Consider the following 25,120-nt stretch of genomic DNA (forward strand, 5'->3'; position numbering starts at 1 on the left):
CCACCTATACTTATCTCATTAAACTTGTAATTGAATACGATTCCCAGAAGGATCGACAGTCATAATAAAACCATTTTCTTCAACAACAGTTGCACCCATATTTTTTAAGTTCGCTACAACAAGACGTCGTGCTTCTTCAGTTGGCAGAATTAATGTAAATAAATCAAGGCCAACACTATTTTCAGGAGGCGTAGGTGCTCCAACTCCATTCCATGTATTTAAACCTATATGGTGATGATACTTACCAGTTGAGATGAAGAGTGCTTGGGAGCCATAACGATTCACAACTTCAAATCCAAGTCCCTTCGTATAAAATTCCTCCGTTTGTTTCAATTCGGATACATGTAAATGAATATGACCCATGACAGTTTTAGCTGGTAGACCATGCCAATCTTCTTTTAATTCAGTAAGAAGATCATTAAAATCAAGTGGGTCAACTGCCATATCTACTTCCCCTCTATTCCAATCCCATTTAGAAGAAGGACGATCAACATAAATTTCAATCCCATTCCCGTCAGGATCTAATAAATAGAGAGCTTCACTAACTAGATGATCAGATGAGCCGATCTGAATTCTATTTTCAACGAAGTGTTTAACAATACTTGCTAAATCGGAACGTTTTGGCAAAAGAAGGGCAAAATGATATAAGCCTGTTGTCCTGCCTTGTTTTCGAATAACATCGGCTGGCTGTTCAATTGATAATAAAACGGTTTTCCCATCAGCGGTTAAGTTTGCTTTGCTTTCAGTCTGGTTTAGAACTTTAAAACCGATTATTTCCTTGTAAAATGCAAGTGCACGCTCTAAGCTTTCCACCTTTATATTCACTTGCCCCACAAAAGTATTTGGTTCGTGATGATAATTTACTTTAATCCCCTCCCTTAATACAAGCTTATATCTAGTCATTTAACCATTGCCAAGAACAAAACCTTGAATGAAGATTGCGCTTCCTAAAATAACTCATCATATGGTTGCTATCATCTATTCTTATCTTTTACTTTTCGGCCTTTTTTACACTTATTTGATCCTAACAAAGCAAAAAATTATTAAAACACAACTCGTTAGTTAGTTACTTTATGTAAGTAATTATATTTTTGTAAATTATTAATGTCAAGTAAGTATTTGAAAAAAAGTAATTTAATTATGATTAATTATTGGTATAATAGAAATAAGGAGTGATGAAAGTGGAAGAATCGCTAATTTGTCCTAGGTTCGAAAAAGCTATGAGTATTTTAAGTCAAAGGTGGACTGGATTAGTTATATTTCGGCTGCTGAACGGACCACAACGCTTCTGTAATATTGAAGCTTCAATTGGTGTAAGTGGAAGAGTCCTTTCAGAAAGATTGAAGGATTTGGAGAACGAAGGAATCGTGAAACGTGAAGTGTATCCAGAAACACCGGTTCGTATCGAATATTCATTAACTGAAAAAGGTTTAGCTTTAGAACCTCTTATGAAGGATATCGAAAAATGGGCACGAACTTGGATAGATCCTCAATAAGGAGTAGGAATTTCGTGCCTACCTTTATTAATTTTAGTAAAAACAGTCAATTGACAGCCACTATTAATTGTAACTATAATAGTTACAGGTGGTGAACCTTTATGAAAAATAGTCGATTTGCTGTTGCCATTCATATATTAGCGTTAGCGTCCTTTCAACCTGGTTCTACTTCAGATTTTATCGCAGGTAGTGTAAATACAAATCCAGTAGTCATAAGACGAATAAGCAGTTTGCTAAAAAAAGCTGGACTTTTAACATCAAAAGCTGGAGTTCCGGGTATAATAGTTACTAAGGATCCTTCTACTATTACTTTGTTAGATATTTACAAAGCCGTTCAAGGAAACGTTGAAACGACCTTTGCTATGCATGACAACCCTAATCCTAATTGTGCAGTCGGAAAAAATATTCAAGCTACACTTGAAAAAAAATTCAGACGTGCACAACTAGCAATGGAAAATGAATTAGCATCTCAAACACTTGACGACATCATTCATGATCTCTTTCATTAAAGAGATTTTTTCACCACTTAAATGTAACTAATATTGTTACAACTAGACGAATGGAGGTTTTTAATGATGAATATTGCAATTATCGGAGCAAGTGGAAAAGCCGGTGGAGCTATTTTGAAGGAAGCTGTTGAACGAGGACATTATGTTACAGCGATTGTAAGAGATGCTGCAAAACTAGCAGACAAAAATATAGCTGTCATTGAGAAAAATATATTTGAACTAACAACAAATGATATAAAAGAATTCGATGTTGTCGTCAATGCCTTTGGTGCTCCTCTCGGTGAAGAGCAAGCCCATGTCGATGCTGGTCATGCACTTATTGAAGCACTTAAAGGAACGAATACGAAAGCACTGATTGTCGGAGGTGCCGGCAGTCTTTATGTAGATGAAAATAAAACATTGAAAGTCATCGACACACCTGATTTTCCTGACATGTTTAAGCCTACAGCAAAAGGTCAAGGGCGCAACCTTCAAGAACTACAAGCAACATCTGATATTACATGGACATTTATTAGCCCTTCTGCCATATTTGACCCTGAAGGAAAACGAACAGGTTCATATCAAGCTGGAAAGGATCATCTTCTTGTAAATTCTAAAGGCGACAGCTATATTAGCTATGCTGACTATGCAATTGCTGTATTAGATGAAATTGAAAACCCTCAACATGTAAATGAAAGATTTACTGTTGTCGGAGAAGCTTAACTGAAAATTAAAAACGCAAGAATGTTGATTTAACAGCATTCTTGCGTTTTAATCTTTTTATTTAGCTCCTGCCTTTAACAATATTTCCTCTATTTCTTTGAAACCTTTAGCCTGTGCATGCTGAAATGGTGTCACATGATCATGATCAGGGATATTCACATCTGCCCCGTAATCAACTAATAATTGGACAACTTGCTGTTGTGTTTCGTTTCCATTATTCAAAATAATCGCTTCTATTAAAGCGGTCCATCCAAGGTTATTGACGTGGTTTATATCAATATCTGTATTTGTAAGCAGCTCTTTGATGACCTCTATATGGCCACGTTCAGAAGCTGGGATAATGGCAATCCCACCGTATCGATTCGTAATAGTTGGATCAGCACCGGCAGCGATTGTAAGTTTCAAAATCTCAAGATATCCTTCTGCACCTGCATAAAGAAAGGGATTATTTTTCATATGATCCCTAATATTAACATCCGCACCTGCCTCAATTAACACTTTAACCATTTCAGCGTCATTATTATATGTTGCAATCATGACAGGAGTTCTGCCTTCGATGTCCTGCCCATTTATGTTTGCGCCTTCCTTTAGCAACTCTTTAATCTTATTAGCCTCTCCATGTTCGACTGCTTGCTGGAGTTGTACATCTAATCCTTCACTCACGATATCTCTCCCCTTTTCCTGTTTATTCGTTTTTCCACTCTCATTTGTCGTACACCCTTGAAGAAAGAGAATCACTCCTATGATTATTCCTAACCATTTTCTCATGAGCATCAGTCCCCTTTATTAATTATTTATTTTTACATAAGACTTCTAAATTTGCTAGTTTTAGAAAAATTTAATTTTGTGCAAGACTGAACTTATTAGCGCTGCAAGAACAAACGCCAACAAAAAAAGGAAATAATCAGCATCCAAGCAACCAGTTTGATAATCAAGTTGTGAAACAATTTATAGACCCCTATAATCAAAGGGACTTTCAAAAAATCGCCAATCTTCTAGATGAACACGCTGTATTTAATTTTGTTGAACAATCTAGCAAAGAATATGGAAAAAATACGATTATGAAGGCTTCCCTCGCCTCTACTCAAAAGGAAACGAGACAACAAAATATTTTTGTCTATGAACAATTACTTTGGGGTAAAAAGGCTCTTATCTATGTGACTACTTCCAATAATAATAGGAACATATTATATGATGTTAATCTATTGGAAGTTGAAGATGAGAAAATTATCAATTGGCATAGCTATTATTTTTGTCGAGATTTTATGAAAAATGCTGCAAATGAATTAGGATTACTGCTTGAATCGTAACTTTAATACATTTGTGAATGACAGAAACTCATTGCCTATTAACTTAAAGAAGGGCGAGATATTTGCGGTGCAAAAAATAATGGAATTTCAATTATGTAAATTTTCGAAAGAGGATATAGAAGGACTGGTTAATCTTTCAGCCTCAGTTGGTTGGGACTATGACTGCGATGAAATCCATACTGTTTTGTCGGTCGGGACTATATATGGACATAAAACCGCTCAAGGGGAAATCATTTCAAGTGCAGCGATAATTCCTTATGATCATACTCTAGCTTCCATTGGAATGGTCATTGTAAAAGAACATTACAGAGGATATCGTTTAGGTAAAGAGCTTACACAAGCTTGTATAAATTCAGTACATCATAACGTTCCAATAATGTTAATCGCCACTGAGGCAGGCTATCCTCTTTATGAAAAATTAGGATTCCGAACCGTTACGACTGTACATAAGTTATTGAGTAATCAGGATTTACTCCTTCAAAATCAGCGAAATGAAGATTACGAAGTCTGTCCATTATCTGACCATCACTTTCCCCATATCCACAACTTGGATCAACTTGCTATTGGTGCAGATCGAGAACAGTTCCTTAAAGCAAGAATGAAACAAGCAAGAAAAGGAGTTGTAATTAAAGGAAAAAATGGGGAGGTAATTGGGTTTGGATTAAGTATAGAAGGACCTGCTAACTTAATTCTTGGACCAATTGTCGCGCTAAATGATGATATAGCCATTTATATCATTCATCACCTTGCTAAAGAATACAAAGGCAAACTTAGAATCGATGTACCAGATGGAAAAAATTCATTCGTAACCTATTTAGAGCAATGCGGATTCATCAAAGTAAGCCAACCACCAGTCATGATAAAAAATTCAGCCACTTTGCCATTAAGGAATCATTCCCTTTATGGCATTGCTGCACAAATTTTTGGTTAAGAATAGGAGCTGCATGCCACAGCTCCTATATTTATTGAAATTCATGTACCACAAAATGTACGGTAAGGACGCGATGATGGTGCAGGCAATTTGCTATATTCTGCCTGTTCTTGTGTATGTGCGTATGGGCTTGAAAGAACTTCAAGCATTCGCTCCATTACACTGTAGTCACCTTTGTTTACAGCAGCTTCCAACGCTTCTTCCACCCGATGGTTTCGAGGAATGACTGCAGGATTGCTGTTCCGCATTAACTGCTGAGAAGATTGCTTTGATTCCTGCTGCCTGCCTAGTCTTGCCTTCCAATTCTCATACCACTCGGTAAACTCCGAACTAGCGAATAACTTCAAGTCCTCCAAGTGCTCGAAAGTTAGCGCTCGGAAAGTATTCGTATAATCGGCACGATACTTTTGCATCATAGTGAGCAGCTCTTCAATTAGAGATACATCTTCTTCCTCTTCATTAAATATGCCCAACTTTGATTTCATGCCTTTAAGCCAATAGGATTGATATAACTTAGAAAAGTTTGAAATCTCATGTTGTGCGAGTTTAACGGCTTGTTCCTGATTATCGTGGAGAAGCGGCAAAAGTGTTTCAGCAAGTCGGGCAAGATTCCACCCGCCAATGTATGGCTGGTTTCCGTAGGCATAACGACCTTGTCTGTCTATGGAACTAAATACCGTTTCCGGATTATATTCATCCATAAATGCGCAAGGACCGTAATCGATCGTTTCTCCGCTAATCGTCATATTGTCGGTGTTCATTACCCCGTGAATAAAGCCAACCAATTGCCATTTAGCAATTAAAGCTGCCTGCTGTTTAATCACTTCCTGAAGCAGCGATAAATACCTGCTCTCATTCGTCTCTATATGCGGATAATGCCGATTGATCGTATAGTTAGCTAGATCTCGGAGTTCCTCATCTGTTCCCCATTTTGCAACGTATTGAAAGGTGCCAACACGAAGATGGCTCGCGGCAACACGTGTTAGTATGGCACCCTGTAGATCCGTTTCACGAACTACTTTTTCTCCGGTTGTTACAACCGCTAGACTGCGTGTAGTTGGGATCCCTAATGCATACATGGCTTCGCTAATCATATATTCGCGGAGCATCGGTCCAAGTGCTGCTCTACCATCACCCCCACGAGAGTATGGCGTTCTGCCAGAACCCTTAAGCTGAATATCAACCCGCTCCCCTTTTGGAGTTATTTGTTCGCCAAGTAATAGTGCACGACCATCTCCTAACATCGTAAAATGCCCAAATTGATGACCTGCATAGGCTTGAGCAAGAAAATGAGCACCTTGAGGAGTCTTATTACCCGCAAACACCTCCACTCCTTCTTCATTTTGCAAGGCTTGAGCATTCAAACCAAGTGCTGTTGCCAAAGATTCATTGAACATCACTAATTTCGGTGAGCGTACAGGGGTTGGCTTCAAGCTTGTAAAAAAAGAATTCGGCAGTCGCGCATAACTGTTATCGAAATTCCAGCCAACTTCTATTTCATGGTTATTTCTCATTTTGTCCCCCTTTCTCCATACAAATTAATAATTAAAATGACTCTATGATAGTATTCTATTTTCGATCATAACATAAACCTGCATATTTATTATTCAATAAGAATTAATGTAACAAGGCAGCACAAAAAAACGTCTTTAAAATAAACATTCAACGGAAAGGAAGGTGCTTAGGCTATGAAAAAGATACTCATATATAATTTGTTACTTTTATTCATATTAGTAGGCTGTTCATCTGCTATTCATACGAATCCAACGGCAAGATCTATCCTGAAAGAAGATTCTCGAGCAGATATTCTTCAGTACAATCAATTAATTTATATTAACGCCACTAACTTAAAAATCGATGGAAAAGCAGAATTTACAAAAGATGAGAAGTTAGGGGAGATTATGAAAACGACAACATCATCTAAAAATTTCAAAGATTTTTTTGCCACTCAATTACCAATTGGAACCGAGATTTACTCTACAAATGATAATAATACTTATACAATAATAGCTAAAGTTAATGGAAAAGAAATCCTTTATACGGTTCTTTTAGAGGGATAGTTAACCACATTATGAACAAAAAAGCCTAAATTCCCCCTTTAAAATCTTGAGAATTTAGGCATGAGTTATCATTTATATGCTTTTACTGACTTTATTTAAAAGTTTAATAAACAGTTCTTCATCTTCATTCGTAATTGACTCGAAAATGTGATCAATCAATTTACGATGCTCTGGCATAATTTTTTCCATCAGCGCAATGCCATCTTCAGTTAATGAGACATGAATGGCTCTACGATCACCAGGGCAAGCATTTCTTTTTAACAAGCCTCTTTGTTCTAATTTATCAATCACATACGTCATAGAACCGCTTGAGATTAATATGCTATTCACTATCTGCTGGATTGTTTGGATACCTTGGAAATAAAGAACCTCTAAAACGGAAAACTCCGTAATATTTAACTTATAAGTCAGCAATTCCATTTTAATTCGATCTTGAATCGCTTTGGATGTTTTCATCAACATTAAATAAGGCTGATTGCTACAATTATCTGCCATTTGATCACCCCCATATGATTACATGAATCATATTCAAGATATTTAAATTAAAATATCTTGAATATGAGATAATAGTAATATTATTCTTCCGTTGTGTCAAATAAGGAAAATAAAATGAATTGCATAAAGTGAATGTCCGCAATGGACAAATTTAGAATGGAAGTGTGGTCATTAGGAGACAGCTATCGGATAAGCCCAATATTCTGTGGATTATAGCTTATAGTTCCAGATAATATGTAAAGGTTCTGTCTCTATGTCAATAAATAGACTTATGGGACAGAACCTTTAAGCGATTTAAAAAGAAATATTTACATCCCCATCTTTTGATTTAATCTCTAGCTTATTAGTAGATTCCAAATTGTAAACAGCTTGAGTTTCAAATTCATTATTATTTACAATAATATCGCCAAAGTCATTGCTTATTTTGTAGCCAATTTCAGATTCTTTGTTTTGAAGCTGAATATTTACATCACCAAAATTAGAATGAATGATTGAATTACCTAAAAGCAAACCTTGTATATCAATAACACCGTCATTACTTTCAATATTCATTCCTTTGCTCGTAACATTTTGAAAGGCCGTGTCACCAAAGCTGTTTTTTAAATTGACAAAATCTGCGTTTACCTTATTAAACATCGCTTCTCCGTCGTTCGATTCGACATTTAACTCTTTTGTTTGTACATTCTCGCCTAAAATATCACCAAATTGATTCACAATTTTTAACTCATTAGCTTGCACATTGTTAATAGCTACGTCTCCATCTGAAACACGGATCGTTAATTTCTCGGTAATCATATCATCTAAACGAATATCGCCAAAATGGTTTACGAAGTTAACCTCTGAAAGACTTTCTCCACTAGGAAAATAAATTTTTATAACTGTTTGGGTTGAATGAGTTAAACCTAAATTAATATTAAAATTGAAGAATTTAGGTTGCTTTTTTTCTTTTTCCTCAATAAAAAGTGTGTCATTTTTGATTTCGTGAATAATTTTTTGACCTTTATTACGCTCAATTTGAACTTTATACTCATTTGAAGGGATCATTTCAATATCTGCATCAAATAAATTGATATCAATATTCGAAAAGGATGATAAAGATGTTGTTTCCATTTCCCGATCTTCAGGCTCCGCTACTTTAAAGCTTCCCTCTGCATTCGTTATGGATAATCTTGCACCCGCTGAATAGCCGATAACCGCAAGTAGGATACCAATGACAATCATACTACTAGCCACAATTGTCATCGTTTTTGTTAACTTCTTCATTTACAACTCCTCCTTACGTTTCCTCGTCATTTTATTAAATATTTTTTTAAGCCATTGTGCTAGTGTGTTGCTAGCACTTTTCACGACAAATACAAATGGAGAGAATAGGAGGATCCCGATGCCTGAAGCTGTTAACCCAACCCCAATAAAAAGCAGAGACGTTTGCCAATGTTGCGCAATAACAGAGAATCCTACTCCAATGCTAAAAATACCTGAAAAAGTTAAGGCTATAATAAGGGTAAAAAAGGTAAATATAAATGCAGCACATATCATAACGAAAGAAAATACGATCCCAAATACAAATATTAATATGGGCAATGCAATTGGCGAAGCAAGGATTGCGAGAAGGATAAACCAAATAGCCGATATGCTTTTCTTCGTTGAGTTGGGATATTCATCCAACTCTTTAGCAGCATAGTCTGCTAAAATATGCGTTGAAACCTGTGCAGGTGTACCTAATTTTCTTATTACTTGATCGGTATTTTCTTCTCCAGCTTCTTCAAAATACTCACGATAATAATCTAAAGCAGACTCCACCTCAATCCTTGGAAGCTTTTTCAGCTTTAACGCTAATTCCTTTAAATATGTCTCCCTATTCACGATTCAAACCTCCCTGCAGGACGGTATCAATTTTCTGTTTATATTCCGTCCATTCTTCAAGTAGCTCTTCATATTTATTTCTGCCACTATTCGTAATTTGATAGTATCTCCGGTTTCTTCCTTGAAACGACTGATCATATGTTGACAAATACTCGGCTTTCTGAAGTCTGCGTAGTACGGGATAAAGTGTTGATTCCGAAATATCCATCACTTCTTGTACTTGCTGTGTAAGAGAGTATCCGTACGCATCTTCTTTTGCGACAATAGCGAGTACGCATGCTTCTAGGAGTGCTGCTCCAAGTTGAAATGACATTGCTACACCTCCGAATGTCGTATTATATTACAAACCATATTATATTCCATATAATATTATAGCCAGTTATATTATATGAAGTATAATATAGGATGTCAATACGGATTAATATTGCCAAAAAAAACAGAGCTGCATATTGCAGCTCCACGTTTTCCGAATAGAAAATTCATAGTCTTATCATTTATCTGCCCATACCTGGGAATCCACCCATGCTTCCACCTGGGAATCCACCCATACCTGCGCCTGGGAATCCACCCATGCCTCCGCCTGGGAATCCACCCATACTTCCACCTGGAAATCCGCCCATGCTTCCGCCTGGGAATCCGCCCATACTTCCACCTGGAAATCCGCCCATACCTGCGCCCGGGAATCCGCCCATACCTGCGCCTGGGAATCCGCCCATACCTGCACCCGGGAATCCGCCCATACCTGCACCCGGGAATCCACCCATGCCTCCACCCGGGAATCCACCCATGCCTCCGCCTGGGAATCCACCCATGCCTCCACCTGGGAATCCACCCATGCCTCCACCTGGGAATCCGCCCATGCCTCCACCTGGGAATCCGCCCATGCCTGGCATTCCTAAAACTCGTTGAGAATCAAAAGTCATATACTCACCTACTTTTATTAGTCTTTTACATGCTATGCCAAAAGTAAATAAGGGAGCTTATTTCCCTTATTATTTAGGCGAATATATACTTATTTATCACTTATACGCTCATCTTATTTTTCTACTCTTTTAAAATAACGATATACTTTATCAAGTTTGACTATTTGTCTCCCTTTTGAACTTTCCATATTCCCAAATTCAAAAAACTTCACTCTCTTTATTCCGACATAATTAAATAAAGCCTTTTTCATCAGAATTTTATGTGCATTATTTAACCAAAGTAGTGGATATTTTGTTGGTCCCTTCATAGTGGATACACATACGACTGACTTTCCTTTCAAAAGCCCTTCTGGCAGTAATCCCTTCTTATCTTTATACGCGAAATTAGAGGAAAATAATTGATCAATATACCCTAATAGCATCGCAGGTGGCCGCCCCCACCAGATCGGATAAACAAAAACTAATTGATCTGCCCAAGTAATTTGTTCGCGATATTTCTCTAAAAGCGGATCGCGATACATATCTCGTCTGCGTTTATGTTCATTAAATACTAAGAGTGGATTAAATCCCTCTTCATATAAATCTAAAATCTTTATCTCTTTAACATTAGGATTCTCGTTATATCCTTTTATAATTTTCTGTAAGAACGCATAATTTAAGCTTTTATGATTTGGATATGTGTAAATAATCAACGCCTTCATAACATCCTCCTATTACTTATCAATTGATAACAAAATTATAAACGTCGTCATTTTAGTTGTCAAATGATAATTGTTTTATTACAACCTTTTTGTTATCTTACCAATAAGAGGTGAAAATTATGGACAACACTGCTCTATTTAATAAATTTGTATCATTTATTACTTCTGTTCATCATGTCACACACGAATTAACACAAAAAGTGAAATCAGATTCTATTACAGCTGTCCAATATAAAATTCTTGAATATTTAACAATTAGTCAGCCTGTTACTCCGAGTGAAATTAGTGAATGTCAACACATATCCTTGCCTAATACGAGCCGAGAATTAAAAAAATTAAAAGAAAAAAATTTGATTGAGAAAATAACAGATACAGAAGATAGAAGAAAGCAATATATCCGTCTTTCGAAAGATGGGGAATTTTTGATGAATGAAGCTTTTGCTGAAATAGAATTACACTTTCTAAATCGAATCCACAATGCTTCAAAGGAAGAGTTAAAAGAAATTGAACATGCTTTAGAAGTTTTACAAAAAAAAGTGTTTTATTAATAAATAAAAAAAGGGTGATAGCAGCAAATTATGATTCTACTATCACCTACAGTCAATATTTAATTTTAAGTGTTACTTTATCTTAGAACAATCCTGTTACTTCACCTTTGCTGTTAATATCAATTCTTTCTGCTGCAGGAACTTTAGGCAAGCCAGGCATCGTCATCATTGCCCCTGTAATGGCGACAATAAATCCTGCACCAGCTGATACTTTTAAATTACGGATAGTAATTCTAAAGCCTTGTGGTCTGCACAATAAATCTTTATCATCAGAGAAGGAATATTGTGTCTTAGCTACGCAGATTGGGAATTTTCCAAAGCCCATTTCAGTTAGAACCTTTAGCTCACGCTTCGCTTCAGTTGTGAAGTCAACACCATCTGCTCCATAAATTTTTGTTGCGATTTTTGTAAGCTTCTCTTCAATTGAATCCTCATCATCATAAACAAATTTGAAGTTGTTCTCTTGCTCAATGACGTCTTTCACTTTCGTTGCTAATTCTAGACCGCCTTTGCCGCCTTTGCCCCATACGTCTGCAACAATGGCTTCAACACCAATGCTTGCACAAGCACGTTTCACTTCTTCCATTTCTTCCTCAGTGTCTGTTGGGAATTTATTAATCGCAACAACCATCGGTAAGCCATAATTTGTTCTAATGTTTTCGATATGCTTCATTAAGTTTGGCATACCTTTCACGACAGCTTCCACATTTTCTGTGCTTAACTCTTTCTTATCTACTCCACCATGAAGCTTCAATGCTCGGATTGTAGCGACTAATACAACTGCGTCAGGATGAATATTCGCATTGCGACATTTAATATCAATGAACTTTTCTGCACCTAAATCTGCACCAAAGCCAGCTTCAGTTACAACATAATCTGCATATTTCAGCGCCATTTTCGTCGCAATAACACTATTACAGCCGTGAGCAATATTAGCAAATGGTCCGCCGTGAATAATCGCTGGAGTTTTCGCTAATGTTTGGACTAAGTTTGGTCGAATCGCGTCCTTTAATAGAACTGTCATCGCTCCTTCAGCCTTCAAATCCCCTGCTGTGATTGGTTTTCCAGCAACTGAATACCCGATAACAATATTTCTAATTCTTTCCTTCAAATCATCTAAATCATTTGATAAGCAAAGAATAGCCATAATTTCGGATGCCACTGTGATGTCATAACCATCTTCTCTTGGTACGCCGTTCGTTTTACCATTTAAACCATTCACAATATATCTAAGCTGACGATCGTTCATATCTACTACACGTTTCCAAGTGATACGGCGATTATCAATTTCTAATTCATTCCCATGGAAAATATGATTGTCAATGATCGCTGCTAATAAGTTGTTTGCAGCTCCAATGGCATGGAAATCTCCAGTAAAATGTAAATTGATATCTTCCATCGGCACTACTTGTGAATATCCGCCTCCAGCAGCTCCACCCTTCACACCGAATACTGGACCTAATGAAGGCTCCCTTAATGCTACTACTACTTTTTCTCCTAATTCGTGAAGGGCATCTGCTAGTCCAACTGAAGTTGTTGTTTTTCCTTCACCAGCTGCGGTTGGTGTAATCGCTGTTACTAAGATAAGCTTGCCATTCGGCTCGTCCTTAAGACGCTCTAATTCATTAATGTCTAGTTTTGCCTTATACTTCCCGTACATATCTAACGTATTTTCATCTATTCCAATACTTTTAGCTATGTCGACAACTGGAATCATCGTATTTTTATTTGCTATTTCAATATCACTAAGATGTGCCATTTTTATTCTCCTTTGTCGTAAAAACTCAATTCTTATAAGCTTTTTTCGATTTCACTATAAATATAGTCTGCTACCTTTGTGCCTTCTGCTAATATCTCTTTCCCTTTTTCATAGTACTCATCTTTAAAAGCTTCGTCCTTTACTCCGCCTAAGTTAATGAGCACATTTAACCAGCTACCATATAGTCCTGCTTTCATTGTTAATGCGGCAACACCTAAATCACTAGCTGCATTCGTATTTGATTTTCCAACCGCTGTTGTTGTCAAGCGAATTCCTTCAGCAATTAATACCATCGTTTCAAAAGGAACCTTTGTTGCATTTTTAAGTGCAGCCTGCATAGCTTCTTTTCTTCTTTCTTTATCCTCATCTGTTTCCTTTGGTAAATCGAATACAGCTGATACTTGATTAAATGCTTCTGTGTCGGCATCAATTGCTGCTAATAGGTCAGAGCTAAGATTTCTCATATTGTTTAATAAGCTTTCCATTTCATCATTGTATTCCGCATATTTCTTTTTACCGACGGTTAACTCTGTAACCATTTTTGTTAAAGAAGTTCCCACTGCTGCAACAAGTGCTGAAGCTGATCCACCACCTGGTGCAGGTTCATTTGATCCTAATACCTCAATAAAGTCTGTAATTTTTAAATCAACTAATTTAGGCATCTCTCATTCTCCTATTCTAAAAAAATATTTAGCTTATTTGTTCTGCATGTTCTGTTCCATTACTTTTCATAGCTTTGCGTGATTTCATCCAAGAGCGCAGCATTTGAATCGCCGTATAGATAACAACAAAGAAGATAACTTTCTGTAGCATGGCAATTGGCATATTCTTAACGATGAAGGCTGCAATAACAACCCCGATTGGTCCGCAGATGAGAAATGCCATAGATGCTTTACGGTGATATTGTCCTTCTTTCACATATTTAGCACCAGAAATTGTTTGCATGAATGCTGTTGCACCTGTCATAAGCGGGTATGCAGTAAGTGGAGATAAACCTAGAACAAAAGACATAGCCATAATCGGTGCGTATTGTCCAATTCCTAGACATGCCGCTACACCTACAACAAAACACCAAACAAATCCAATGGCTAATTTAGTTCCACGTAATCCCATTTCAACACCATTCATTTCGAATAGGCTGATAAAACCAGCAAACATTAGAAATGCGACGACGAATAATGCGACACCCATTGCTAATTGGATTTTTGCTTCTGATAATCTTGACACAACTGCAGCACCGAAATAGGCTCCAAGCATAGTAGCAGCGATTAAAACAACAAGTGTCAAGTAATCTACTTTCACAATAGTGATAAAGATAAATGCTTCTACAAAAACTGACGATGTCGTTCCTACATTCAATGTTCCGGGAATTTTCTTATCTGGCATCATTTTCCCGATCTTAAATGTAGCCGTAGAAAGTGCAAAACTACCAATTCCTAATGTATCGAAAAAGTTAACGATTGTTCCGATAATTCCAAATGAAGCGGTTTTTTTCGGAGATATATCTTCAAGGTTGCCCTCTTTTTTCGCTTTTATATAGTCTGTTATGAAAATACGCAGGTAATTAAGGAATAATAGAACCAATATTCCTAATATTATTTTTATATACATAACTATTGCTCCTTCGCAATTAGTTTATCTGTTTGAAAATAGGGCATTTATGTTGGGCTTATTGATAAATGCCCCGTCCAAACAGCTCTAAAGTACTTTTTTACAAGTGATACTCAATAATTTGTTCTGCACTAAAGCCGATTAAGCCGATGTTTTCTTCTAAAACTTTCACTAGTTTCGTGTAGTCTTTGCTATCAAATTCATATCCAAATTGCTTTGCTGCCTCTGCAACATATTCAACCTTAAGTGGTCCAACAAGTTCTGTAGCAATTACTTTAGTGCCTCTTTTTTGAGCTTCTTTTTCTACATAATCACGTAGCAAAACAAGTGGAGTTTCTGTTGCATTAAATACGTTCATAGAAACAGCTGTACCTGGTTTGCCTTCATCTTTAAAACCAACACTCTTAATGGATAACCAGCCATGTTCTTCACTTTTTACTAGTTTAGCAATCTCTTTTGAAATGCTTACATCTTCAGATTCTACGAAAACGTTGTAAGCAACTAAGCCTTCTAAATCAGAGCTTACTGTACATGCACCTTTTTTAGAATCTAATTTTCCGTCTACAGATAGATCCGGTTTTCTCATTTCTCTATCTGGATGGTTTTCATCTTCTAATAATGCTTTTAAGCCTTCATATTGGCCTTTACGAATATTTGTGTTTGATTTTTTATATTCAGTTCTTGCATTTAACCCTGAGAAGTATACTGGAACTTTCGTATGCTCATGTAGGGAATGTCCTAATTTCTCAGCTAATGCTTTTGTTTCTTTAATTGTAATATTTTCAAGCGGGAAAACAGGGAATGTATCAAGCGCTCCGATACGTGGGTGATCTCCTTTTTGAACTTCCATATTTACATCTCTATAAAGGATGTTTGCCATTTTTAGCATTGCTTCTTCAACATGCTGTGGTTCAACGATGAATGTTAATACTGTTCTGTTAAAGTTATATTCTGGTTCAACAGCTACAATCTTTACAGATTCAACCGCTTTTACTGCATCTACTACTGCATTGACAACTTCAAGATTACGTCCTTCACTGAAATTCGGTACCGCTAAAACGTGCTTCTTACTCATAATGAATTCCTCCTCAAAGTTTTTGTTTTGTTTTGTTTTTTGTTTTCTTACTACAGCTTCATCATAAAATGTAAGCGTCTACAAAACGTCTAATAAAAACTTTTCTAGATTTTATTTGTTGACGTTTTTGTGAATGTGCATGGCTTGTACCCGATCAAATTTTTGACGTTTCGTTTAAAAGCTAACGATGCTGTTACATAGCTCCTTCAATTTAGTTCTCATCGTTGAAATGAAATACAATGATCCAGTAATAACGAAGAAGTCTTCCTTGTCCATTTTATTGAGTATCGATGTAATGGCCTCTTCCCAATTAATCGCTACATGGCTATACCCGCATTTTTCATAATCTTCTATTGTTAAAGCGAGATTATGGTCAAATAACGTAATAATAAATTCCTCATATTGAATTTCTTCTATTAGATGGAGCATTCCAGAGACATCTTTCGTATTGATAGCAGAAAACAAAATATATAGTTTGCCTTTATCCGTTTTCGCAAGCATTTCCTGTATATTGTTTTGCAACCTTTTCATTGCATGGATATTATGAGCGCCGTCTGTAATGATATAAGGCCTTTCTGATAAAATTTCCATCCTTCCTGGAATAAAAGCATTATTCAAACTCTCACAGATGATTTCTCTATTTACATCAAACTGGCATTTTTCCATAAAGGTAAAGTAAATCTGGAGGGCCATTCCGGCATTTTCTACTTGATGCTTTCCAAGCAATGTCGTATATAAAATCGGAAATTGCTGTTCTTTATTTGTAAAAGAAAAATATTCTCTGGAGAGGTGCTCTGATAATATATGATGCACCGTATAATCTTCATTAAATCGATAAATGGTAGCACCGACACTCCTTGCCTTTTGCACTATCACATTCAATGCTCTCTCACCTATATTCCCTGTTACAACAGAACAATTTTCCTTAATGATTCCTGCTTTTTGTTCAGCGATTTTTTCAATTGTATCTCCTAAAATTTGCAGATGATCTAGCCCGATCGTCGTAATTCCACAAACAACGGGCTTGACTACATTGGTACTATCTAACAAACCGCCTAGCCCAACTTCAATGACTGCGACATCGACTTTTTGCTCGTAAAAATATGTGAACATCATTGCGGTAATAACTTCAAATTCAGTTACTCCGTTCACATCTTCATGTCTATCCATTTCCAAGACAATGGGTTTAATTTTATTGACTAAATAAACAAGGTCATCATTGGAAATATGATGACCATTTATGCTTATTTCTTCATTAAAGCTTTCGATAAATGGCGAAGTGAATGTACCAACAACTAATCCACTATTTTGCAAAAGCTCCTTAACATATGTGACCGTTGAGCCTTTTCCATTCGTACCCCCAATATGGATGACCTTTAACTCATGTTGGGGATTGCCTAGTTTTTCAAGTAAGTATTCCATTCTAAAAAGACCTGGACGTATTCCAAATTGTTTGCGACTATGAATCCACTGTAATGCTTCTACATAGTTCCTATCCATGCTATTTCCTCGATTCTACTTTCGTAAATTTTCGAAGCACCATGTATAAAAGACTCACTTCCATTGGGTAAAGCAGAATGCATTTGATTACTCGCGGTACAGCAAAGAAGTATGTTCCGTACATAATGTTAAGCCAAATCGGAGTCATGATTAAGTTCACAATCACTGTGACCAAAAGTACGGCTATAGCAACTCTTGGCAAAGTTACTTTTTTATTATGCAAAAGCAATCCGTAGATTACACCCATCACTAATGCGTTTAACGTGAAGCCAGGGAAGAAAAAGCCATTTGGTCTTAATAAAAAACCAATAACATCCCCAATCGAGGCCGCAATACCCGTATTAAGCGGTCCGTATAAATAGCCGAGTAAAGCAATTGGCAAGAAAGCAAAGCCAATTTCAAGTGTCGTTCCGAAGGAAATGGTAAACTGATTTAAAACTAGATTAAGTGCAATTAATAAGCCTGTTACAGTTAATTGCTTCGTTGTTATTTTGTTATACGCTGTTAATGGTCTCTCCACACGCATGGTAATCACCCTTTTGTTTTTTTGGCAGTCATATGCTGCTACTGAAGACAATTGCGCTTTTCTTAAAGCTAGTTCACACTAGCTTCTTCACCACCTGTTTGTGTAAACAGTTTTTCTTCCTTCGCTTTAACATTCTTCTCTGTTTCAGCTTTCTGTTGATAAGCCGAGACATAAAATCCACCTACAAATAATGCGCCGCCTACAGCATTACCAAGCCATACCGGAATGATATTTAATAAGAAATCTAACCATGAAAGCTCTCCTACGAAAATGGCTGCTGGAATAATGAAGAAATTAGCGACAACGTGCTGAAATCCAATTAAAACGAAAATCATGATCGGGAACCAAATCGCTAAAATTTTTCCGGCATAATCTTTCGCACCGTAGCAGAGCCAAACACCCATCCCAACTAACCAGTTACAACCAATCCCTGAAATGAATGCCGCAATAAATGAAGCATTAACCTTTGCATTTGCTGTTAAAATCGTTTTCTCTAAAAAAACACCTTCCGTTAATCCGATCACATGCCCGAATAAATAAGCTACAAAGATAGCTCCTAAACAATTATAAAAACTTACTAAAAACCAATTTTTCAGGAGCTCTACAAAGGAAACTTTTCTCGAAAACCAGGCGGCGCCAACTGCCATCATATTGCCGGTGATCAGTTCTCCTCCGCCTAATAATATGAGAATAAGCCCGATCGGGAAAACACTTGCCCCTAATAAATGTGGTAATCCACCCCATTCAGCAGGCAAATTCCCTGAAACTCTTATATAAGCTAAATAACCGAGCGCAATAAAAGCACCACCGATAAAAGACAAGATGCTTATCTTTTTATATGGCATTTTTGTCTTTTCAATTCCTTTTGCTATTGCTACATCTACAATTTCATTAGGACTATAACAACTCATCTTGAATCACCCTCATTCTTTCTTCATATAGATTTAACATGTTCATTTTTAAGTTTAGTGTCATTCCATCTATAAAACGTCAAAAGGAGGAGCATGCTGTAATTCAAACGTTGAGCATTCATTTATATGAATTTGTACATAGGAAAAGGAGCAATCCGATAAGCCGATTTCTCAGCCTTTGGTTGCCCCTTTTTTTATTCAATAATTATTTATTTAACTTACTAGTGGTGATTTGTCTTGTTGTTTTCCTTTCCGATTATCAAAATCAGGATGGTCAAAGTCCTGTAAATATTTATGAAAAACATTATGCAATGCTTGATTCGATTTCATCTCAGTCAAAATTATTTTTTTTGCTTCTGCAATGCTTTCTAATTCACTTGGACTTTTTAAAATTTGTGCATGTATATCAGCTGCTTTTAAATAAGTTAATGCCTGCATATATTCTTTCTCTTTAATAAGCAGGAGGCACATATATTTTTCTGCAATTGGCTGACTTAAATTGAATTCCAATTTATTGTATATAAGCAGCGCGTTTTGCAAATATTCCTTTGCTTTTGTGAAATTTTTGACATAGTAATATGCTTCGCCAGCATTCGTTTTAAATAAAGAAACACTTATCCACAGGTTCTTCTCTTTGCAAATGGAAATTGCTTTTTCGAAATAGTGAAGTGCTTCCTTATGCTTCCCTTGTTCTACACGAATTTCACCGATGTTATTATAGCAGGCAGCGATCTTTAGACGGTATTTTTCATACGTCCCTTTATCATGTGTATGGATTAAGATGCTTTTGCGAAAAAGGTCTTCTGCTTCCTCATAATTTTTCTGCAGATATTCATGCACCCCTTGATATCTAAGCCATACACCTACTATACATTTTTCAGTTGAGTCATCAATAAATTTGAGAACCTTCGCTAATTCTTGTCCCATAATCTTGACATTGCGTGTTTGAAGAGCATAAATGATTTTTTGTTCATATCCCTTTAGAATAAAATCTGTTCGTTTTTCCGTAATCGCTAACTGAATGGCTTCGTCAATATTCTTTAAACCACTTTCATACTTGCCTGTTCTAATTTTGTAACGACCATCTAAATAGCACACATGCATTTTAAACGAATTAAGCTCATCATTTAAAGGATACTCCTCTTTTACCTTTTCGAACAACTGAACGAGCTTCACTAAGTTTTGCTCTGTATCCTCTTCACCAAGGTATAACTTACTAAATGCCTCTTCGTCAAATTGAATGACAGGAAAACGTTCATGAATAAAATTAAGGAACATATTCATACTTTTAATCCGATATTTTAAGACATGTGTATCATTTCCTGCCTTTTCAAAATGGTAAATAAGTTTGTAGTATATATCTAAATCACTTAGATTGTGACGTAAATTTTGCTCAAGTAATTTTCCGATGCGATAGTGTAAAATCTTCTTCTTTCCATTGAAAACTTGCAAGTATTGAAATTCTCTTAATTTTTGATGGACAAATGTATAGCAAATATCACTTTGATACGTAATTTCCTTTAACAATCCTTTATCTACTAATGCTTCAGCAATTTCAATAATTTCAAGCTCATCTAAATCAAGCAGTTTTCCTAAAATTGAAATCGAAACTTCATCATAAAACAGCGATGTAATTTCTAAAATCTTTCTTTCATTTTGATTTAAATCAATGAATCTCGATTTTAAAACATCCATCATTCTAGCAGACATAATATTATTCGTTTTATTACTCATAATTGTTTGAACATATTCTGTTAAGAAGAAGGCGTTTCCTTCTGTTTCATGATAGATTTTCTGAATCATTTCGTTTGAAATCTTTTTTTCAGGAAGTGCTCGAGTTATAAATCGCATTACTTCGTTTTTATTAAATGGGGTTAATTCAAGAACATCTACGTTTGCATAATGATTAACATATACGAGAAACTTTTCGAGCTCGTGGTTCATTTCATTTCTCATCGTTAAGAAGAAGAAGCAATTTTTTAATTCCTCTTTTACGAGTAAACTATTTAATAGACGCATACTAGTTGCATCCATCCAATGAATATCTTCAAATATTAAGATCATTTTTTTTCTGTTTGATAATGATCTTAATAATTCTAATATAACGTCCTCTAATTCATATATTTGTGTCGTTTCGGTCGCAAGTCTTGGTAATTGTAAGATTTCATGGCGCTGACTTTCAAATTCAGGAGCAATGTTTCCAAGGACATCTAGCATTGTTTGTGACAGTTCAATATGCTCTGCTTTAATAATTTTTAAGATTTTTACTAACATAGACTTCCATGGTCTTAATACATAGTTTTCTTCGAATTTATAGCAATTCGCTTCAACAATATTAACCACTTCATCTGATATTTCATTTACAAAATACTCCTTCAAGCGCGTTTTGCCGACTCCCATATCGCCGCGAATAAGAAAGGATGTGTGGGATTTGCATTCATTAAAGGAATGATAATTCTTTTTGAGGAGCCGTGTTTCTTTATCTCTTCCGAAAAAGAATTTTTGCGAGGTTTTAATTTTATCTCTTTCATTCATTAAGTCGAGAATTTCATTGTAAACCCTTTTCGTATCTTTATTGGGCTCCACTTCTAATTCTTTTAAAAGCAAATCAGCCAGTTCATTATAAACAACGATGGCATTCGAATATTTTTGCTGTTCTTTATAACAATTCATCAACTCAACATAGCCTTTTTCATCATACTCATCAATTCGAATAATCATCCGGCAAATATTTTCAAGCTGCAAATAATCTTTGCTTTCTTTACATTCATTCAATTTATGACAGAGACGATTATAATAAAGATAATTACATTCATCTCTAACTTCGTACATCCACCGCTCAAACACATCTGCGTCCTTCACGGTATTGCCATGTAAAAATTCACCTTTATAAACTTCGATATCATCTTCATTTTGAATAAAAGCATCATAGTCTGATTCAATTTGTGCATCAGGATTCAAGGAGACCGAAGAAAGACCATTAAACGTAAATAGTTCGACATCAACAAACAGTTTTTTTAACGTGTACAATGCATTTCTTAAATTTTTTTTTGCAAGTTGATCGCCCATTTCAGACCAGAGTAAATTGGCTAAATGATCTCTTGTCGCAAATTTATTCACGACCAAGTAATAGAAAAGTGCTTCCACCTTCCCAAATGGAAAAGTGACTCTCTCATTATCAACAGTGGTCATAAAGTTGCCAAAAAAACTCACTTTGATTTTTCCCATTTACTTGCTCCTTTCTTCCGACATTATGATCTTATATTGAAGCAAAATTGATTACGCTTTCATCTACACCATTAGTATAAATTCAATTAAAATGGAAAACAATCATTCCTGAAATTTTCAACAGTAAACAAAAGTTGTATTCCTTTTTTTCGACACAAATTTTAATTAGCTATTCATAAGGTGATTTTTTTATTCATAATTCGGGTCCATACTTGAAAAAATAGAGGAAAAATGTAGATTTATGACGATCTGTGTAAATAACTAGTTTTTTTGCTTTATGTCGTGGGACTGATGTTACATGCTATTAACTGAGACACTATTCATTTGATATTTTTACCCCAATAATGACAGCTTGTTCAGGAGTAACACGTAATTCTGTACTATACATTTTAGGATGCTGCAGCCAATATTTTCTTACTAAGTCCTCTTTCCCTTTCCATTCATCTGGCCATAATTCAATTGGTGTTAAATCATCCAATAGGATCGTACCTCCAACTTTAAGGGCTGCAAACAACAAATCAGGTTCAAGTTCTTTTGCCTTTCCTCCATCAGCAAAAAGCAAATCAAATGGCTGTGATTTCAATATTTCTTTCCAATCCCCATGAACTACTTTAATATTTGAGCCTGTAATGTAACGAACTACAGCTCTAATTTTCTCTACATCATTATCAATTGTGATAAATTCACTATCAGGTGTAAGAGCTGCAATAATCCAGGACGCTCCAATTCCATAACCGGTGCCGATTTCACCAATTTTCCCACACCTAACTTGAGCAGCTAGAGTTCTTAAAAGCAGCCCTACTTCATCCATACAAGAATTTACAAATCCATTTTGTTTTGCCGTTCTTTTCACTTCCATTACATTACTCGGTAAAGCTTGATTAGACGAATTCATTTGAAACATTGGCAACAACCCTTTTCTCATAAATTTTGTCTACACGATCCTATTAGTCTGCCAGACTATCTAATATAGAACTTTCTCATAGCTAGCCCAACAAACTAGAATAGCTTCAGTAATAAGTACTTAGTCTACATTATTTTTGAATTCTTGCTTTAACAATGAATACATATATAAATCATCAAATTTCCCGCAAGTAAACTCATAACTTCGCAAAAGTCCCTCTCTCCTAAATCCCTGTCTTTCCACTAATTTTTGGGACGGAATATTTGGTGGTTCTATTAACGCTTCGATCCGCTGTAAATTCATTTGTTCAAATCCATATGTAAGAACTGCTTTCAATGCCTCACCTGCTATTCCCTTCCCCCAATGTTCTCTACTTAACTCAAAACCAATTTCAGAACGAAAATGCTGTGAAACCATGTTAAGAAAACCACAGCTCCCAATAACCTCATCTTGGTCCTTCAATGTAATCCCCCATCTTATTCCTGTTTCATTCTCAAAAATGGTTTGATACCACGAAATCTCATCCAATGCTTCATCTATAGACTTAAATGGTTCTAATCCAAAGTACTTCATGACGTCTGTATCAGACAAATACTTTAATATACTACTCGCATCATCTTTTGTAACTTGCCTTAATATCAATCTATCAGTTTCAAGTATCGGAAATGCACTTTCTTTTACCACTATAAACCACTCCCTCTTATTTATTACAGCGTCTTACATTGGAATTATATCCCTCCATTGTCACATCATTCAATGAAACTATCGTTTTAGTTTGCCAGTCCTTATCATTTTTATTAAAAATAGATCTGAAAAAAGGGAACGGTCTGAACCGTTCCCTTCTTCATAACTTGCCAAATATAAAGCGAACCTTCAATCGGAGGAAGGATTCCCTCTCATCCCCCAATTAGAAATTTTTGTTTCCTCAATATCTTGTAGTCTAACGACAGACAAGACGTGGCGCTCTCAGTGGGTTATACTGTTAATCTGCGATAAATGTTTTATTTTGTGAATTCTAGTTTAAAATCCCCATCATAAGGAATATGCTCTACAGTTATCGCTATGTCTTTGCCATCCTTATCTTTTCCATTTCGTTTGTATGTGAATTTATTTTCATTAAGCTCTGTAAGCTCTAGAGCTGCACCATACTTATTATCACCTAGTGAAACATGAGCTCTTATCTTATTTCCATGTCCTACATCAAAATAACCGTAATCCCCACGGCTTTCACCCGTTTTCGCATCAAAAAATTCATATCGACTTGTCTCATCATCATATTTTGCTAGACCTAAATAATTTGCATTATAGCTTGATACGTCATTGCCGTTTTCATCTAATGCCACAGTTCCTTGCCATAGAGTGCTAGATAAAATTTTGTCACCATCAACATTTGTAACTATTTCTCCTGTGGAAGTTTCCAAAGTCTTATCTGGATCTGTAAAGGAAAGCTCTGTTTCATTATAAGGAATATGATCCACGAATACTTCTACATCGTTACCATTTGCATCTTTACCCATTCTTTTATAGGTAAACATCTCATTATTTAGTTCTGTTATTTCGACTACCGCTTGGTAACCCATTGATTCCGAAATTAAGACCCGAACCTTTCCATCATTCGTGATAAAGAATGTTCCTTTATCACCACGGCTTTCTTTTGTCTCTTTATCAAAAAATTCATATCGTGATGTTTGATCATCATATTTTGCTAGACCAATAAAGTTTGCGTTCTCTTTTGTTAAGTCGTTATTATCTTTATCATATACTTTTGTACCTTGCCAATTTGTGCTGCTTAAAATGCTGGCAAATTCTTGTCCCGTCGTTAACTTTGTTTCTTGTTTACCCTCATTCTCTGTTTGTACATGCTTTTGTTCACTTTGATTTTCTTTTTGTACTTGCTTTTCTTTACTTTGATTTTCTTGTGAATTTGTGTTACATCCTGTAATTACTAATGTTAATCCTAGTAGGATAGATGATACTATTTTTGATTTTTTATTCATTATTTTCATCTCCTCATTTAACTTTTTTATGAAGGAACTCATCTGTCTATTATCCATCACAGTCATTTAGT

27 protein-coding genes are annotated in these 25,120 nt (G+C 35.8%); 7 read left to right on the plus strand and 20 right to left on the minus strand.

Annotation, left to right across the window (positions count from 1 at the left end; translation table 11 throughout):
- Positions 1–18: 18 nt before the first annotated feature.
- Positions 19–903 (minus strand): VOC family protein, encoded by an 885-nt coding sequence (locus KDN24_RS22515; RefSeq protein WP_409974009.1) that lies wholly within the window; start codon positions 901–903, stop codon positions 19–21.
- 278 nt (positions 904–1,181) lie between these two features.
- On the opposite strand from KDN24_RS22515, the gene KDN24_RS22520 reads away from it, so the two are divergent.
- From KDN24_RS22520 to KDN24_RS22530, 3 genes are all read left to right on the plus strand, one after another.
- Complete coding sequence (locus KDN24_RS22520; RefSeq protein ID WP_491348173.1) at positions 1,182–1,496, plus strand: winged helix-turn-helix transcriptional regulator; 315 nt, start codon at positions 1,182–1,184, stop codon at positions 1,494–1,496.
- Between the two features lie 101 nt (positions 1,497–1,597).
- A complete protein-coding gene (locus KDN24_RS22525; RefSeq protein WP_409974007.1) occupies positions 1,598–2,005 on the plus strand; it encodes an Rrf2 family transcriptional regulator in 408 nt (135 codons plus the stop codon).
- Between the two features lie 66 nt (positions 2,006–2,071).
- Complete coding sequence (locus KDN24_RS22530) at positions 2,072–2,707, plus strand: NAD(P)-dependent oxidoreductase (RefSeq protein ID WP_409974333.1); 636 nt, start codon at positions 2,072–2,074, stop codon at positions 2,705–2,707.
- Between the two features lie 57 nt (positions 2,708–2,764).
- Here the strand turns inward: KDN24_RS22530 and KDN24_RS22535 are convergent, their stop codons facing one another.
- Positions 2,765–3,475 (minus strand): ankyrin repeat domain-containing protein, encoded by a 711-nt coding sequence (locus KDN24_RS22535; RefSeq protein WP_409974006.1) that lies wholly within the window; start codon positions 3,473–3,475, stop codon positions 2,765–2,767.
- Between the two features lie 170 nt (positions 3,476–3,645).
- On the opposite strand from KDN24_RS22535, the gene KDN24_RS22540 reads away from it, so the two are divergent.
- Positions 3,646–4,017: a hypothetical protein gene (locus tag KDN24_RS22540; RefSeq protein ID WP_409974005.1), complete on the plus strand. Its 372-nt coding sequence runs from the start codon at positions 3,646–3,648 to the stop codon at positions 4,015–4,017.
- Positions 4,018–4,096: 79 nt separating this feature from the next.
- On the plus strand, positions 4,097–4,948 hold the full coding sequence (locus KDN24_RS22545; protein ID WP_409974004.1) for a GNAT family N-acetyltransferase: 852 nt from the start codon (positions 4,097–4,099) through the stop codon (positions 4,946–4,948).
- A 41-nt stretch (positions 4,949–4,989) separates the two neighbouring features.
- Here the strand turns inward: KDN24_RS22545 and KDN24_RS22550 are convergent, their stop codons facing one another.
- Positions 4,990–6,462 (minus strand): protein adenylyltransferase SelO, encoded by a 1,473-nt coding sequence (locus KDN24_RS22550; RefSeq protein ID WP_409974003.1) that lies wholly within the window; start codon positions 6,460–6,462, stop codon positions 4,990–4,992.
- A 174-nt stretch (positions 6,463–6,636) separates the two neighbouring features.
- On the opposite strand from KDN24_RS22550, the gene KDN24_RS22555 reads away from it, so the two are divergent.
- A complete protein-coding gene (locus KDN24_RS22555; RefSeq protein WP_409974002.1) occupies positions 6,637–7,008 on the plus strand; it encodes a hypothetical protein in 372 nt (123 codons plus the stop codon).
- 72 nt (positions 7,009–7,080) lie between these two features.
- Here KDN24_RS22555 and KDN24_RS22560 read toward each other — a convergent pair whose 3' ends face one another.
- The 6 genes from KDN24_RS22560 to KDN24_RS22585 all read right to left on the minus strand — a co-directional run bounded on the left by KDN24_RS22560 (position 7,081) and on the right by KDN24_RS22585 (position 10,990).
- The gene (locus tag KDN24_RS22560) at positions 7,081–7,503 is read right to left on the minus strand and encodes a MarR family winged helix-turn-helix transcriptional regulator (RefSeq protein ID WP_409974001.1); all 423 of its coding nucleotides are present in this window, start codon (positions 7,501–7,503) and stop codon (positions 7,081–7,083) included.
- Positions 7,504–7,797: 294 nt separating this feature from the next.
- Positions 7,798–8,766, minus strand: a complete 969-nt coding sequence (locus KDN24_RS22565; RefSeq protein WP_409974000.1) for a DUF4097 family beta strand repeat-containing protein — start codon at positions 8,764–8,766, stop codon at positions 7,798–7,800.
- On the minus strand, positions 8,767–9,366 hold the full coding sequence (locus KDN24_RS22570) for a DUF1700 domain-containing protein (RefSeq protein ID WP_409973999.1): 600 nt from the start codon (positions 9,364–9,366) through the stop codon (positions 8,767–8,769). It lies immediately after the preceding gene.
- Positions 9,359–9,679, minus strand: a complete 321-nt coding sequence (locus KDN24_RS22575; protein ID WP_409973998.1) for a PadR family transcriptional regulator — start codon at positions 9,677–9,679, stop codon at positions 9,359–9,361. The genes KDN24_RS22570 and KDN24_RS22575 overlap by 8 nt, the downstream gene beginning before the upstream one ends.
- Before the next feature lie 181 nt (positions 9,680–9,860).
- Entirely contained in the window at positions 9,861–10,289 is a 429-nt protein-coding gene (locus tag KDN24_RS22580) for a hypothetical protein (protein ID WP_491348174.1), read from the minus strand.
- 113 nt (positions 10,290–10,402) lie between these two features.
- Entirely contained in the window at positions 10,403–10,990 is a 588-nt protein-coding gene (locus tag KDN24_RS22585; RefSeq protein ID WP_409973996.1) for an NAD(P)H-dependent oxidoreductase, read from the minus strand.
- A 119-nt stretch (positions 10,991–11,109) separates the two neighbouring features.
- On the opposite strand from KDN24_RS22585, the gene KDN24_RS22590 reads away from it, so the two are divergent.
- Positions 11,110–11,538 (plus strand): MarR family winged helix-turn-helix transcriptional regulator, encoded by a 429-nt coding sequence (locus KDN24_RS22590; RefSeq protein WP_409973995.1) that lies wholly within the window; start codon positions 11,110–11,112, stop codon positions 11,536–11,538.
- A gap of 82 nt (positions 11,539–11,620) precedes the next feature.
- Here KDN24_RS22590 and KDN24_RS22595 read toward each other — a convergent pair whose 3' ends face one another.
- The 11 genes from KDN24_RS22595 to KDN24_RS22645 all read right to left on the minus strand — a co-directional run bounded on the left by KDN24_RS22595 (position 11,621) and on the right by KDN24_RS22645 (position 25,049).
- On the minus strand, positions 11,621–13,297 hold the full coding sequence (locus tag KDN24_RS22595; RefSeq protein WP_409973994.1) for a formate--tetrahydrofolate ligase: 1,677 nt from the start codon (positions 13,295–13,297) through the stop codon (positions 11,621–11,623).
- A 32-nt stretch (positions 13,298–13,329) separates the two neighbouring features.
- Positions 13,330–13,959 (minus strand): cyclodeaminase/cyclohydrolase family protein, encoded by a 630-nt coding sequence (locus KDN24_RS22600; protein ID WP_409973993.1) that lies wholly within the window; start codon positions 13,957–13,959, stop codon positions 13,330–13,332.
- A 28-nt stretch (positions 13,960–13,987) separates the two neighbouring features.
- Positions 13,988–14,908 (minus strand): sulfite exporter TauE/SafE family protein, encoded by a 921-nt coding sequence (locus KDN24_RS22605; protein WP_409973992.1) that lies wholly within the window; start codon positions 14,906–14,908, stop codon positions 13,988–13,990.
- Positions 14,909–15,008: 100 nt separating this feature from the next.
- Positions 15,009–15,983 carry a hypothetical protein gene (locus tag KDN24_RS22610; protein ID WP_409973991.1) on the minus strand — a complete coding sequence of 325 codons (975 nt, stop codon included), beginning with the start codon at positions 15,981–15,983 and terminating at the stop codon, positions 15,009–15,011.
- Between the two features lie 174 nt (positions 15,984–16,157).
- The gene (locus KDN24_RS22615) at positions 16,158–17,483 is read right to left on the minus strand and encodes a bifunctional folylpolyglutamate synthase/dihydrofolate synthase (protein WP_409973990.1); all 1,326 of its coding nucleotides are present in this window, start codon (positions 17,481–17,483) and stop codon (positions 16,158–16,160) included.
- 1 nt (position 17,484) lies between these two features.
- Entirely contained in the window at positions 17,485–18,009 is a 525-nt protein-coding gene (locus KDN24_RS22620) for a folate family ECF transporter S component (RefSeq protein WP_409973989.1), read from the minus strand.
- Positions 18,010–18,077: 68 nt separating this feature from the next.
- Positions 18,078–18,920, minus strand: coding sequence for a formate/nitrite transporter family protein (locus tag KDN24_RS22625; protein WP_409973988.1), 843 nt, complete (start codon positions 18,918–18,920; stop codon positions 18,078–18,080).
- Between the two features lie 213 nt (positions 18,921–19,133).
- Positions 19,134–22,148 (minus strand): AAA family ATPase, encoded by a 3,015-nt coding sequence (locus tag KDN24_RS22630; RefSeq protein WP_491348175.1) that lies wholly within the window; start codon positions 22,146–22,148, stop codon positions 19,134–19,136.
- A 316-nt stretch (positions 22,149–22,464) separates the two neighbouring features.
- Positions 22,465–23,052, minus strand: coding sequence for an O-methyltransferase (locus KDN24_RS22635; RefSeq protein WP_409973986.1), 588 nt, complete (start codon positions 23,050–23,052; stop codon positions 22,465–22,467).
- A 120-nt stretch (positions 23,053–23,172) separates the two neighbouring features.
- A complete protein-coding gene (locus KDN24_RS22640) occupies positions 23,173–23,736 on the minus strand; it encodes a GNAT family N-acetyltransferase (RefSeq protein WP_409973985.1) in 564 nt (187 codons plus the stop codon).
- A gap of 317 nt (positions 23,737–24,053) precedes the next feature.
- Entirely contained in the window at positions 24,054–25,049 is a 996-nt protein-coding gene (locus KDN24_RS22645; protein WP_409973984.1) for a DUF4822 domain-containing protein, read from the minus strand.
- Between the last annotated feature and the right edge of the window lie 71 nt (positions 25,050–25,120).

The organism is Cytobacillus sp. Bva_UNVM-123, assembly GCF_046351715.2.
Classification (GTDB): Bacteria; Bacillota; Bacilli; order Bacillales; family Cytobacillaceae; genus Cytobacillus.

Coding starts and splice junctions, on each gene's coding strand:
- KDN24_RS22515 (WP_409974009.1), bottom strand. CDS start 903: ATGACTAGATATAAGCTTGTATTAAGGGAGGGGATTAAAGTAAATTAT.
- KDN24_RS22525 (WP_409974007.1), top strand. CDS start 1,598: ATGAAAAATAGTCGATTTGCTGTTGCCATTCATATATTAGCGTTAGCG.
- KDN24_RS22530 (WP_409974333.1), top strand. CDS start 2,072: ATGAATATTGCAATTATCGGAGCAAGTGGAAAAGCCGGTGGAGCTATT.
- KDN24_RS22535 (WP_409974006.1), bottom strand. CDS start 3,475: ATGAGAAAATGGTTAGGAATAATCATAGGAGTGATTCTCTTTCTTCAA.
- KDN24_RS22545 (WP_409974004.1), top strand. CDS start 4,097: ATGGAATTTCAATTATGTAAATTTTCGAAAGAGGATATAGAAGGACTG.
- KDN24_RS22550 (WP_409974003.1), bottom strand. CDS start 6,462: ATGAGAAATAACCATGAAATAGAAGTTGGCTGGAATTTCGATAACAGT.
- KDN24_RS22555 (WP_409974002.1), top strand. CDS start 6,637: ATGAAAAAGATACTCATATATAATTTGTTACTTTTATTCATATTAGTA.
- KDN24_RS22560 (WP_409974001.1), bottom strand. CDS start 7,503: ATGGCAGATAATTGTAGCAATCAGCCTTATTTAATGTTGATGAAAACA.
- KDN24_RS22565 (WP_409974000.1), bottom strand. CDS start 8,766: ATGAAGAAGTTAACAAAAACGATGACAATTGTGGCTAGTAGTATGATT.
- KDN24_RS22575 (WP_409973998.1), bottom strand. CDS start 9,679: ATGTCATTTCAACTTGGAGCAGCACTCCTAGAAGCATGCGTACTCGCT.
- KDN24_RS22580 (WP_491348174.1), bottom strand. CDS start 10,289: ATGACTTTTGATTCTCAACGAGTTTTAGGAATGCCAGGCATGGGCGGA.
- KDN24_RS22585 (WP_409973996.1), bottom strand. CDS start 10,990: ATGAAGGCGTTGATTATTTACACATATCCAAATCATAAAAGCTTAAAT.
- KDN24_RS22590 (WP_409973995.1), top strand. CDS start 11,110: ATGGACAACACTGCTCTATTTAATAAATTTGTATCATTTATTACTTCT.
- KDN24_RS22595 (WP_409973994.1), bottom strand. CDS start 13,297: ATGGCACATCTTAGTGATATTGAAATAGCAAATAAAAATACGATGATT.
- KDN24_RS22600 (WP_409973993.1), bottom strand. CDS start 13,959: ATGCCTAAATTAGTTGATTTAAAAATTACAGACTTTATTGAGGTATTA.
- KDN24_RS22605 (WP_409973992.1), bottom strand. CDS start 14,908: ATGTATATAAAAATAATATTAGGAATATTGGTTCTATTATTCCTTAAT.
- KDN24_RS22610 (WP_409973991.1), bottom strand. CDS start 15,983: ATGAGTAAGAAGCACGTTTTAGCGGTACCGAATTTCAGTGAAGGACGT.
- KDN24_RS22615 (WP_409973990.1), bottom strand. CDS start 17,483: ATGGATAGGAACTATGTAGAAGCATTACAGTGGATTCATAGTCGCAAA.
- KDN24_RS22620 (WP_409973989.1), bottom strand. CDS start 18,009: ATGCGTGTGGAGAGACCATTAACAGCGTATAACAAAATAACAACGAAG.
- KDN24_RS22625 (WP_409973988.1), bottom strand. CDS start 18,920: ATGAGTTGTTATAGTCCTAATGAAATTGTAGATGTAGCAATAGCAAAA.
- KDN24_RS22630 (WP_491348175.1), bottom strand. CDS start 22,148: ATGGGAAAAATCAAAGTGAGTTTTTTTGGCAACTTTATGACCACTGTT.
- KDN24_RS22635 (WP_409973986.1), bottom strand. CDS start 23,052: ATGTTTCAAATGAATTCGTCTAATCAAGCTTTACCGAGTAATGTAATG.
- KDN24_RS22645 (WP_409973984.1), bottom strand. CDS start 25,049: ATGAATAAAAAATCAAAAATAGTATCATCTATCCTACTAGGATTAACA.